Below are 11,673 nucleotides of genomic sequence, written 5' to 3'. Positions count from 1 at the left end.
TGATTCCTGACTGGCTGTGCCTGCGCATGGTGTGCGATTGACGCTTGAATGATCGGCGTCAGAGGAGCAGCGTACGGGGAGTCAGCACACCTTTGCTATCCAGGGCTGATGGCGAGGTGCACGACGTCCGGAACGCCCCGGGCAACCGGGATCTCTTCGGTACGCACCTGTTGGAACCCGGCATTCCACAAGGTTTCTTCGAATTCCGGAGAGGGTTGGGCGGACCAGACGGCGAGTACCCCACCGGGTCTCAACACCCGTGCGCAGCTGGCAAGTCCGGCTTCGCGGTAGAGATTTCCGTTGCCCTCCGTGACGGTCCAGCCGGGGCCGTTGTCGATGTCGAGGCAGAGCGCGTCGTACGTGGCGGATGTCTCATTGACGTATGCGACGAGATCGGCTTCGACGATTTCCGTGCGGGGGTCGGCGAGGGCCTCGGCGGAGATCGCGGAGAGCGGGCCGTCGCGGTGCCATTCGACAATCGCGCGCTCGCGTTCCACCACGGCGATCCGTCCCCAGCGCGGATCCGCCGCCGCGTGTGCGAGGGAGAAGCCGACGCCGAGTCCGCCGATCAGCACGTCGGGGCGGGTCCGGCCGGGCAGGGCGTCCAGGGCCGCGTCGACCAGCCGGCGCTCCGAGCGGCCGTCGGAGGTGTCCATCAGGAAGCAGCCGTTCGCGATGATCTCCAGCCGGCCACCGGGCCGCTGCCGCAACACGACCTCGCCGTGCGGGCCCTCGCGACGGTCCAGGACATCGGGAATGTCGTTCGGGGTGGGCATGGGAGCCATCCTGGCAGGGGCGCGATGCCGACGCCCGGAATTTCCGCGCGGGCTGCGGCGACGTGGGTACGGCCAGGCCGGGACGGGGGACACGGTCGTGCCGCGACGCGGGGCATGGCCGGCGGTGATGGGGGGCGGTCGGCGGGACGCGGGATGCGGCCGACCGCGACGCGGGTACGGCCCGGCGGCGACGCGGGGCGCGGCGATGCGGGGCACGGTCGGCGGCGATGGGGGGCGCGGCGATGGGGGGCACGGTCGGCGGGACGCGGGGTGTGGCCGACCGCGACGCGGGTACGGCCCGGCGGCGACGCGGGCCACGGCCGGCGGCGGACGCGGGACACGGCGCGGCGGTGCGGGATATGACTGTCGGCGGGCGGCGGGCGGCGGGCGGCGGGCGGCGGGCGGCGGGCGGCGGACGCGGGACACGGCTGTCGGGTTGCTGTGAATCCGCTCTCGCGTGGCCCGGGTCACAGACAGCGGGGCGGTCGGGCGCGAAGGCTGGGCCCGGACGGAAGGAGCGCCCGTGGTGGAACGCGCCGCGCCGCCCGGCGAGGAGACCGCGGAGGTCGTACCCACACCGGCGGACGCGCCCGGGTACGACACGTCGGTCCTGCTGGACGGGGTGCCGCGGCAGCGGGCACGCGAGACCGCGGCCCCGGCCGCACCGAAGTCCCCGCCGTCGGTAACGCCCCGGACCGGACTCCGGGCGCTGCGGCCCTGGCGGCTGCTGCCCACCCCCGTGGGCACGCCGTTCACCTTCACGTACGCGGCCCTGCTCGGTGTCACCTCGCTGGTCGCCGCGCACGCCGACCCGGCATTGGTGCACGCCCTGCTCCAGGGCTCCAGCACGGACGTGGCACACCTGATGCGGACGCCGGAGCTGGTGCTGGTGGGCAGCGCACTGTGGGTCGCGGGCGGGGTGGCCTCGCCCTTCGCCATCGCCTTCGTGCTGGTGCTGACCGCGCTGGAACGGCGGATCGGCGGTCTGCGCACGGCCGGTGTCTTCCTGCTCGGGCACGTCCTCGCCACCCTGGCGACCGAGGTCCCGGTGGGTCTCGCGGTCCTGGCCGGGCACCTCCCCGACAGCTCCCTGCACCGCCTCGACTACGGCGTCAGCTTCGGCGTCGCGGCCGGCATCGGCGCCCTGGCCGGCCTGCTGCCGCCCTGGTCACGCGTGCCCCTGCTGGCCGGCTTCGGCGGGATGCTGCTCCAGGACCTGCTCGCCTTCAGCGACCCGATGACGAACTGGGGGCACCTCATCGCCCTGGGCATCGGCATCGCGACCTGGCCGGTGGTCCGGCGGTGGTACGCCGCGCGGCTCGCTCCGGCCGCGGGCTGAGTACCAGGCCATCAGGTCCGGGTGGCGGCCGACGGCTCGTACTTGGCGCTGGTCAGCAGGGCCACGACCGTCCAGCCCAGCGCCTCGTAGAGCCCCCGGCCCGCGGGTGTCCCGGCCAGGACGCCGGTCCGGGCCCCCTGCCGGACCGCGATGTCCTGCAACGTCCGCACGACGAGGCTGCCCATTCCCTTGCGGCGGTGTCCGGGAGCCGTCTCGATCTGGTCGACGACGGCGGTCTCGCCCGTCGGGGTGATCTGCCCGCGCGCCGCCAGGGACCCGTCCGGCGCGGCCACCATCACCCGGGTCACCCCGCCGCGCGACCAGGTGCGCAGCCGGTAACCCTCGGGGGCGGCCGGAGCGCCGTCCGCCGCCAGCGGGACCGTCATCAGACAACCCGGCTCGGGGTCGATCCACCAGTCGTCGCCCAGCCAGCCGGAGACCACCGACGGGTCCCGGAAGGCCTTCAGCCACACGCCGTGTCCGGTGACGGCTCCGGCCACCTTGCGGACGGTCGTCTCGTCGAGGCCGTCGCCCGTCGCGCCGAACACGTGCCGCGTGACGTGCTCCCGCATCCCCATGTCGATGGTCCAGCCCCACGGCTCCGGCACCGGCGGAGCGGCCCCGCGGGACACGACCCATCCGTTCACCCACGCCTGCACGGTCTCGTCCACGCCAGCCCCCTGTAATGATCGTAAAGCTTGATCGTCTATTACTCACTGGACCTTACGCGCCTCCCCGTCCCCGGTGTCACAGGTGATCGCTGACAGCGAACGGCGCGTGGGGAACATCCCGGCTCCCCCGAGCATTGAGTCGGCATAGCTCAACTTGACTGCCGAAGGGGAGATCATGGCTTCGACGTCCACACCGCTCACCCTGCCCGTGCTGCCGCTCGACGACGAGGTCGTGCTGCCCGGGATGGTGGTCCCGCTGGACCTGAGCGACTCCGAGGTCCGTGCCGCGGTGGAGGCCGCCCAGGCCGCTGCCCGGTCAACGCCCGGAAAGCCCCGGGTACTCCTGGTGCCACGCATCGACGGGACGTACGCGAACACCGGTGTCCTCGGCACCGTCGAGCAGGTCGGCCGGCTGGCCGACGGCGACCCGGGCGCGCTGATCCGCGGCCGGGGGCGGGTGAGGATCGGTGCGGGGACCACGGGACCCGGCGCGGCCCTCTGGGTCGAGGGCACCCGCGTCGACGAGACCGTCCCGGAGCCGCTGCCCGGGCAGGTCGCCGAACTCGTCAAGGAGTACAAGGCCCTCGCCACCGCCTGGCTGCGCAAGCGCGGTGCCTGGCAGGTCGTCGACCGGGTCCAGGCCATCGACGACGTCTCGGCGCTCGCCGACAACTCCGGCTACTCGCCGTTCCTGACCACCGACCAGAAGGTCGAACTGCTGGAGACCACCGACCCGGTGGCCCGGCTCAAGCTCGCCACGCAGCAGCTGCGCGACCACCTCGCCGAGCAGGACGTGGCCGAGACCATCGCCAAGGACGTCCAGGAGGGCGTCGACAAGCAGCAGCGCGAGTTCCTGCTGCGGCGTCAGCTCGAAGCGGTCCGCAAGGAGTTGCGCGAGCTGAACGGGGAGCAGGAGGGCGAGGAGTCCGACGACTACCGCGCCCGTGTGGAGGCCGCCGACCTGCCCGAGAAGGTCCGCGAGGCCGCCCTCAAGGAGGTCGACAAGCTGGAGCGGTCCTCCGACCAGTCGCCCGAGGGCTCCTGGATCCGCACCTGGCTCGACACGGTCCTGGAGATGCCGTGGAACGAGCGCACCGAGGACGCCTACGACATCCAGGGCGCCCAGGCCGTCCTCGACGCCGAGCACGCCGGACTCCAGGACGTGAAGGAGCGGATCACCGAGTACCTGGCCGTGCGCAAGCGGCGTACCGACCGGGGCCTCGGCGTGGTCGGCGGGCGGCGCGGCGGTGCCGTGCTCGCGCTCGTCGGGCCGCCCGGCGTCGGCAAGACCAGCCTCGGCGAGTCCGTCGCCCACGCCATGGGCCGCAAGTTCGTCCGCGTCGCCCTCGGCGGTGTGCGCGACGAGGCCGAGATCCGCGGCCACCGGCGCACGTACGTCGGCGCGCTGCCCGGCCGGATCGTCCGCGCGATCAAGGAGGCCGGGTCGATGAACCCGGTCGTGCTGCTCGACGAGATCGACAAGGTGGGCTCGGACTTCCGGGGCGACCCGGCCGCGGCTCTGCTCGAAGTGCTCGACCCGGCGCAGAACCACACCTTCCGGGACCACTACCTGGAGGTCGAGCTGGACCTGTCGGACGTGGTCTTCCTCGCCACCGCCAACGTCCTGGAGGCGATCCCGGAGGCCCTGGCCGACCGGATGGAGATCGTCCGCCTGGACGGCTACACCGAGGACGAGAAGATCGTCATCGCGCGCGACCACCTGCTCCCGCGCCAGCTGGAGCGGGCCGGGCTCGACCGGGACGAGGTCACCCTCGACGAGAGCGCGCTGCGCAAGCTCGCCGGCGAGTACACGCGCGAGGCGGGCGTGCGCAACCTGGAGCGGTCCGTCGCGCGGCTGCTGCGCAAGGTCGCGGCCCAGCACGAACTGGGCGAGCGGGAGCTGCCCTTCACCGTCACCGCCGAGCACCTGCGGGACCTGATCGGCCGGCCGCACCACGTGCCCGAGTCCGCCCAGGACCCGGCCGAGCGCCGGACGTCCGTGCCCGGCGTGGCCACCGGCCTCGCGGTGACCGGAGCGGGCGGTGACGTGCTCTACGTCGAGGCGTCGCTGGCCGACCCGGAGACGGGCGCGGCGGGGCTGACCCTGACCGGTCAGCTCGGGGACGTGATGAAGGAGTCCGCGCAGATCGCGCTGAGCTTCCTGCGCTCCCACGGCGCCGAGCTGGAACTGCCGGTGGGCGACCTGAAGGACCGGGGCGTGCACATCCACTTCCCGGCGGGCGCGGTCCCGAAGGACGGCCCAAGCGCCGGCATCACGATGACCACGGCCCTCGCGTCCCTGCTCTCCGGCCGCCTGGTCCGCACGGACGTGGCCATGACCGGCGAGGTCTCGCTGACCGGGCGGGTCCTGCCGATCGGCGGTGTGAAGCAGAAGCTGCTCGCGGCGCACCGGGCCGGTGTCACCACGGTGATCATCCCCAAGCGCAACGAGCCCGACCTGGACGACGTCCCGGCGGAGGTGCTGGACAAGCTCGACGTCCACGCCGTCACCGATGTCCGCCAGGTCCTGGAGCTGGCGCTGTCCCCGGCGACGAACGGGGCCGCGCCGGAGGTTCCGGTCGCGGCGTGACGGACGCGCGGCCGGTCGGGGAGGCCCGGGTTCTCGTGAGGGAGGCCCGGGCCTTCACCGTGTGGCGGCCCTGTGTACCCGCACCCCGTGACCTGCGGAATACTTGCCGAACTGCGGTGATGACAGCAGGTGGCGGAAAATCCCGGTACGGGAACTCTCCGTACGGGCGACGACCGAGGCAGGGACTGACGTGCACGAGGACGGCAAGGACGACGGACACCGAGCTGCCGGTGCGGCCGGGAGCGCTGTGGATCAGCCTGCCTTCCTGGCGCTGGAGCGGGAGCTGACCGTGCTGCTGCGGCGGGCCCGGGCCAACCAGGGCGAGATGGCCCGCGAGGTCCACCCCGACCTGGAGTCGTCCGCGTACGGCCTCCTCGTCCGGCTGGACGAGTGCGGCAAGCAGCGGGCCACCGAGCTCGCCGCCTACATCGGCGTCGGCAAGGCGACGATGTCGCGCCAGCTGCGCGCCCTGGAGGAGCTCGGGCTGGTCGCGCGCGAGCCCGACCCCGCCGACGGCCGCGCCTGGCTGGTCGCCCTCACCCAGGAGGGCCAGGACCGCGTCCGCCGGGTCCGGGAGGCCCGCCGCGCCCGGTACGCCGGCCGCCTGGCCGACTGGGACACCCACGAGGTCACGGAACTGGCCCGGCTGCTGCACCAGCTCAACCGCGGCATGGAGAAGTAGCAGCCCGCTGCCGGGCGTTCAGAGCTCCGCGTACACGACTGTCGCGTCGTCGTGCCGCTTGCCCCGCCCCAGGTACACCCGCTCGGCGTCCGCCCGTTCCAGTGCGCGCACGCGGTCCACCAGAGCCTGCGGCCCCTCCTTGCGGACGCATTGGAAGCAGTCCGTCCAGTCCCCCTCGCGGAACCGCTCCACCCAGCGGGTGGCGCCGTCCGTCAGCGCGGTCAGGGCGCGCACCTCCTCGCGCGGAAGGGTTCCGGTCACCGCGCGCCGGGCCACCGCGGGATCGGCGGCGGCCGTGAAGAAGCCGCCCTCCTTGTTGCGGAGCGTGGTGTCGACCAGCGCGTCCGTGGCCAGGGCCGAGCGCGGCAGCCGGGCCAGCCGGTCGTCCAGGAGCGCGGTCACCGCGCCGTCGGGGGACTCCAGCAGCAGGGCCGAGTCCGACAGGACCAGGTACTCCACTGTGGCCGGATTCCAACGGGCCACGACCACCGTGGCCTGCGGTGTGCGGGGGTGAGAAAGGTCACAGGTTTCCGCGTGTGCCTCGGCGGTACGCGCGATCGCACGGGACAACAAGTCGAGCAGGGGAACATCCGGGAGTGAAACGGTCAGTTCGGTCAGGGCTCCGCCGAGGCGCGCGGTGAACCAGGGGACGGAATGCAGACAGCCCGCCCCGCCCTTCGGCGGGGTGACCCCGTCCAGGACGATCACCGAACCGCCCTGTCCTGAGGCCGGAAGCCCGACACTGGCGAAGTCCTCGTTCGGGCGGTCGGCGTCCCCGGGCTCCGAGGCGAGTTCAGTACGCATCCAGCCAGTCTGCACGAGCCCTTCACAAGGTCCGCAAAAGGCTGGCAATGGTTGCCGGAACGGCGCACCCGCGCAGGTCAGACGCCTGGTTTGGGCTGGAATGCTTTGTTCCGGGAAGACGTGGTGGCGAATATTGCCACCGCCCGCCGCCGGCGTCCAACCGGCCTGCCGCACAAGGCGACTGCGAGGGCCTGCGGAACTTGCCCCTCAACTCCCCTCCGAGGTTCACTCCTTCGGGTGGCGGGTCAGGTGATGCGCGTGCGCTGCCCACCGGCGCTGGGAGGGTCGGGAAGTGTACCGGGAGTACGCGTCAGTTGACGGAGCGTCACCCGGGCCCATGGGTTCACGAGTCAGGAATGCGAGCACCGGTGCAGAAGACGCGGCCTCGTCGCACAGGCAAGCAGACGGCCCCCGCTCAGGGCGCTGAGCCGACGCCCCTCACCGGCAAGGGCCGACCCACGCACGTGCGCAACCGGCTCATCGTCGCCGTCGCCGTGGTCGCCGCGGCCATCGCCGGGGCCGGCACCCCGTCCGTCCTCGCCGCCTCCGGGGAACTCCACGACTCCCAGGAGCTCGTGACGCTCGCGGAGCAGACCCAGGACGCCCTCGCCCTCGCCCACTCCCTCGCCGACGAGCGCGACGACGTCACCTCCTACATCGCGGCCGGCCGCCCCAAGGCCAAGGCGCCCTCCGAGCAGCACAGCGCCCGCGTGGACCGTCAGGTCGAGGAGCTGCGGTCCGACACCGACACGCCCGCCGCGCTCCGCTCGGACCTCGACGACATCGCGGCCCTGCGCCGCGCCGCGCTCACCGGCAAGAGCAGCGCGCTCGAAGCGCACCAGGCGTACTCCACCGCCATCACCGAACTCCACCGGCTCGCCGAGCAACTGGCGCAGCAGACGCCGCCCCGCGCCGGATCCGGCGGGTACGCCCTGGCCGAGCTGGACTCCGCCGTCCAGCAGGCCGCCGCCGCCCGGGGACTGCTGCTGGCCGCCTTCAGCGTGCCGCGCAGCACCGAGACGGTCATCGACCCGGTCACCGGCCTGCCGACCGAGACCTCCACCTCCTCGGGCGCCGACGCCCGGCAGCGCGACGCCCTGAGCGCCGCCGCCCAGCAGGCCCGGCTGCGCTCCGACGCGGCCCTGGCCGACTTCCGCGACACCGCGCCCAAGTCGGCCCGCGCCTCCTTCGACAACACGGTCACCGGCACCGAGGTCAACTCCGCCGAGAAGTACCTCGCCACCCTCACCGACCAGCCGACCCTGACCGGCAGCGAGCTCTCCACCAGCACCAAGCGGCTGGACGCGGCCCTCTCCGCCCGGGTGGACCTGATGCGCGGCGTGGAGTCCGCCCTCTACGACCGGCGCACCAAGGACCTGGAGGCGCTGCGCGACGACGACGTCACCGCGCTGGAGATCCGCATCGCGGTCCTCGGCGTCCTCATACTGCTCGCCGTCGGTGTCGCCACGGGCATGGCCCGCAGCCTCACCCGCCCCCTCGCGGTGCTGCGCCTGGGCTCCAAGCGCCTCGCCGAGGCCGAGGACCCGGCGGCCGAGGAGCCGGTGAAGTTCACCGGCCGCAACGACGAGTTCGCCCAGGTCGTCCGCTCCGTCAACGCCCTGCACGCGCACGCGGCCGCCCTCACCGAGCGCATCACCACCCTGGAGGGCGACCGCAAGCACCTCGTCGGCCAGCGCCAGAAGATGGCCGACGCCCGCGAGGAACTGCGCGCCGAACTCGCCGAGTCCGCGGCCCAGCTGGAGCGGCTGCGCACGGCCATCGGCGGTACGTTCGTCAACCTCGCCCTGCGCACCCTCGGCCTGGTCGAGCGGCAACTCGCCGTCATCGAGAACCTGGAGGAGCGCGAGCAGGACCCGGAGCGCCTCGCCACGCTGTTCAAGCTCGACCACTTCGCCACGGTCATGCGCCGGCACAGCGAGAACCTCCTCGTCCTCGCCGGCACCGAGCACGTCCAGCACGCGGCCGGTCCCGTGCCGCTCGTGGACGTCGTACGCGCCGCCGTCAGCGAGATCGAGCGGTACGAGCGGGTGCGGATCGCCGCGCTGCCGCCGCACGCGCACATCGCCGGGTTCGCCGCGGACGACCTCTCCCACCTGCTGGCCGAACTCATGGAGAACGCCACCTCGTTCTCCCCGCCCGACCTGCCCGTCGAGATCTCCGGCTGGCTGCTGGAGAACGGCGAGGTCATGCTCTCCGTCCAGGACGAGGGCATCGGCATGACCGAGGAGCGGCTGGAACGGCTGAACGCCCGCCTCGCCGACTTCGACCCGGAGGCGCCGTACGACCAGGAGGGCGAGGACGGTCTCGGCCTCGGCCTGTACGTCGTGGCCCGACTCGCCCACCGCCACGGGGTGCGCGTCCAGCTGCGCGAGCAGAAGCAGGGCGGGGTCGCGGCGGTCGTCGTGCTGCCCCGCACCCTCCTCGCGGCCGCCTCGCCCGTGGCCGTCACGTCCTCCGGTCCCGTCGCCGGCGCGGCCCACTCCTTCTCCTTCCCGGGCGCCGACGCCGAGGCCAACTCCAACGTCCTGCACGGCCGCACGAGCGGTGGGGACCCGCTGGTGGCGCTGGCGGAGAAGGCGGTACGGCGCGAGGAGGCGGCGGACGAGGCCGCGGAGCACCCGGAACCGGTGGACGAGGCCGTCGAGCGGCCGGAACCGGCGGCACCGGCCGCACCCGCGTCGGCCGCACCCGCGCTGGCCGCATTCGCGCCGGAGGTCACGGCACCGGCGGAGACCCCCGCCGAGACCACGATGGAGCTGCTGGCCCCGATACCGCAGGACGAGCCCGCTCCGGCGGACCACGAGCCCGCGGTCGCCGGCGGCGCATTCGCCCCACAGGGGTCACCCGCACACGACGACGAAACCCGCACGGGGGGTGCGGGTGGGAGTGAGGACGCCGAAGGCGCAGCCGGGGCGGAACACGGACGCGCACCGGACGACGAAGAGGACCGCGTCACCGACAAGGGCCTCCCCAAGCGCACTCCCAAGATCACCGCCCAGGCCCAGGCCCCGCGCCAGCGCACCGGCTCCGTCGACGCCGAGGCACTCCGCCGCCGCCTCGGCGGCTTCCGCCAGGGCGCGCAGGCCGGCTACCGCGAGGTGGAGGCGGAGATCGCCGAGAAGACGGCCTCGCACAAGCGGCCGGCCACCGGCAGCACATCAGGACAAGCTGAATCCGAAGAAGCCACGGGGGGCACAGTCGAGGAGGCAAGCAGTTGACCGCTCCCAGTACCTTCGGACTGATCGGACTGAGCAGTGAGGCCCGCAACCTGCACTGGCTGCTGACCAACCTCGTCGAGGAGGTGCCCGGCATCCTCTCGGTCGCGGTCGTCTCGTCCGACGGACTGCTCCTGCTCTCCTCCGACGCCCGGCGCAACCAGCAGGCCCGCGCGGCCCTGGCCGCCGGCGGCACGCGGCGGACCGGCCCGCGCGGCTCCGCCGCCGACCTGGCCACCATCGTCTCCGGCATCGGCAGCCTCACCGTCGGCGCCGCCAAGCTGATGGACTTCGGCGGGGTCAGGCACACCATGGTCGCCATGGACGAGGGCAGCCTGTTCGTGATGTCCATCAGCGACGGCTCGCTGCTCGGCGTCCACGGCTCCGCGGACTGCGACATGAGCGTGGTGGCGTACCACATGGCCCTGTTCGTCGGCCGCGCCGGTCACGTCCTGACGCCCGAACTCCGCAGCGAACTCCGCAAATCCCTGGAGGAGTCCCAGACGACGGGGAGTGCCCGATGAGCAGTGCGCCGAAGTCCCAGCTCCCGGTCCGCGGCGGTGACCGCAAACCCGCCCGGGTCCGCCCCTACTCGCTCACCGGCGGCCGCACCCGCTTCGGCCACGTCCTCCTGGTGGAGACGTTCGTGGCGAGCACGGCCGCACTGGAGGCCCCGGAGGAGCGCCGGGAACTGACGAACGGCTCCCTCTCCCGTGTGATGCCGGAACTCCAGGCCATCGTCGAACTGTGCCGCCGGATGCGAACGGTGGCCGAGATCGCCGCGCTGCTGAAGATGCCGCTCGGCGTGGTCCGCGTGCTCCTCAGCGACCTCGCGGACCAGGGAAAGATCCGTGTGTACGGAACGGGCACCGGCCACGGCACGGGCCGCCCGGACCGAGCTCTGCTGGAAAGGGTGCTGAGTGGACTCCGTCGTCTCTGACGCCGCTCACGGCGTCTCTGGTACATCCCCGTTCGCCCGGCCCGGCGAGAGCATGCACGCCTGGGAGACGGACCGCACCCGGGCCCCCATCGCCACGAAGATCGTGGTGGCGGGCGGCTTCGGCGTGGGCAAGACCACGCTCGTCACCGCGGTCTCGGAGATCACGCCCCTGCAGACCGAGGCGCTGATGACCGAGGCGAGCGAGGCCACCGACGACCTCACCGCCACACCGGGCAAGTCCACCACCACCGTGGCCATGGACTTCGGGCGCATCACGCTCGACGACGACCTGGTGCTCTACCTGTTCGGCACGCCGGGCCAGCAGCGGTTCTGGTTCATGTGGGACGACATCGTGCGCGGCGCGATCGGAGCCGTCGTGCTGGCCGACACGCGCCGTCTGAAGGACTGCTTCCCGGTCCTGGACTACTTCGAGAGCTCCGGGCTGCCGTACGTGGTCGCCGTCAACCACTTCGACGGCAGCGAGCTGTTCGAGCCGGAGGATGTGCGGGAGGCCTTGACCATCCCGCAACACATACCTGTCATGATCATGGACGCGCGTCGCCGGATCTCCGTGATCGAGACCCTCCTGGCCCTCGTCGGCCACGCGCTGGACGAAACCCCCGAGTAGAGGACAG

10 protein-coding genes are annotated in these 11,673 nt (G+C 72.8%); 7 read left to right on the top strand and 3 right to left on the bottom strand.

All coding sequences use genetic code 11. The features are described from left to right. Nucleotides 1-95: 95 nt before the first annotated feature. A complete protein-coding gene (locus ABZ948_RS09380) occupies nucleotides 96-776 on the bottom strand; it encodes a spermine/spermidine synthase domain-containing protein (protein ID WP_359758319.1) in 681 nt (226 codons plus the stop codon). A 526-nt stretch (nucleotides 777-1,302) separates the two neighbouring features. Between ABZ948_RS09380 and ABZ948_RS09375 the strand changes: the two genes are divergently transcribed. Then, the gene (locus ABZ948_RS09375; RefSeq protein WP_359758386.1) at nucleotides 1,303-2,115 is read left to right on the top strand and encodes a rhomboid-like protein; all 813 of its coding nucleotides are present in this window, start codon (nucleotides 1,303-1,305) and stop codon (nucleotides 2,113-2,115) included. An 11-nt stretch (nucleotides 2,116-2,126) separates the two neighbouring features. Here ABZ948_RS09375 and ABZ948_RS09370 read toward each other — a convergent pair whose 3' ends face one another. Next, nucleotides 2,127-2,786, bottom strand: coding sequence for a GNAT family N-acetyltransferase (locus ABZ948_RS09370; RefSeq protein ID WP_359758318.1), 660 nt, complete (start codon nucleotides 2,784-2,786; stop codon nucleotides 2,127-2,129). Between the two features lie 175 nt (nucleotides 2,787-2,961). Between ABZ948_RS09370 and lon the strand changes: the two genes are divergently transcribed. Both lon and ABZ948_RS09360 read left to right on the top strand, forming a co-directional pair. Further along, nucleotides 2,962-5,376, top strand: a complete 2,415-nt coding sequence (gene lon, locus ABZ948_RS09365) for an endopeptidase La (RefSeq protein WP_359758317.1) — start codon at nucleotides 2,962-2,964, stop codon at nucleotides 5,374-5,376. A 190-nt stretch (nucleotides 5,377-5,566) separates the two neighbouring features. Continuing rightward, the gene (locus tag ABZ948_RS09360) at nucleotides 5,567-6,058 is read left to right on the top strand and encodes a MarR family winged helix-turn-helix transcriptional regulator (RefSeq protein WP_359758316.1); all 492 of its coding nucleotides are present in this window, start codon (nucleotides 5,567-5,569) and stop codon (nucleotides 6,056-6,058) included. Between the two features lie 18 nt (nucleotides 6,059-6,076). Here ABZ948_RS09360 and ABZ948_RS09355 read toward each other — a convergent pair whose 3' ends face one another. Then, nucleotides 6,077-6,862, bottom strand: coding sequence for a protein phosphatase 2C domain-containing protein (locus ABZ948_RS09355; RefSeq protein ID WP_359758315.1), 786 nt, complete (start codon nucleotides 6,860-6,862; stop codon nucleotides 6,077-6,079). Nucleotides 6,863-7,218: 356 nt separating this feature from the next. Here ABZ948_RS09355 and ABZ948_RS09350 point away from each other — a divergent pair, with 356 nt between their 5' ends. From ABZ948_RS09350 to ABZ948_RS09335, 4 genes are read left to right on the top strand one after another with little or no spacing between them, the layout of a single operon-like run. Then, nucleotides 7,219-10,101, top strand: a complete 2,883-nt coding sequence (locus tag ABZ948_RS09350; protein WP_359758314.1) for a sensor histidine kinase — start codon at nucleotides 7,219-7,221, stop codon at nucleotides 10,099-10,101. Then, nucleotides 10,098-10,622 carry a roadblock/LC7 domain-containing protein gene (locus ABZ948_RS09345; protein WP_359758313.1) on the top strand — a complete coding sequence of 175 codons (525 nt, stop codon included), beginning with the start codon at nucleotides 10,098-10,100 and terminating at the stop codon, nucleotides 10,620-10,622. Before ABZ948_RS09350 ends, ABZ948_RS09345 begins: the two co-directional genes overlap by 4 nt. Beyond that, nucleotides 10,619-11,038, top strand: a complete 420-nt coding sequence (locus ABZ948_RS09340; RefSeq protein ID WP_359758312.1) for a DUF742 domain-containing protein — start codon at nucleotides 10,619-10,621, stop codon at nucleotides 11,036-11,038. The genes ABZ948_RS09345 and ABZ948_RS09340 overlap by 4 nt, the downstream gene beginning before the upstream one ends. Continuing rightward, nucleotides 11,019-11,666 carry a GTP-binding protein gene (locus ABZ948_RS09335; RefSeq protein ID WP_359758311.1) on the top strand — a complete coding sequence of 216 codons (648 nt, stop codon included), beginning with the start codon at nucleotides 11,019-11,021 and terminating at the stop codon, nucleotides 11,664-11,666. The genes ABZ948_RS09340 and ABZ948_RS09335 overlap by 20 nt, the downstream gene beginning before the upstream one ends. The last annotated feature ends 7 nt before the right edge of the window (nucleotides 11,667-11,673 follow it).

The sequence above is a fragment of the Streptomyces olindensis genome (assembly GCF_040645895.1).
Lineage (GTDB): Bacteria > Actinomycetota > Actinomycetes > Streptomycetales > Streptomycetaceae > Streptomyces > Streptomyces olindensis.
The sequence above is the reverse complement of the archived record's forward strand: the minus strand, read 5'-3'. Positions and strand labels throughout refer to the sequence as shown.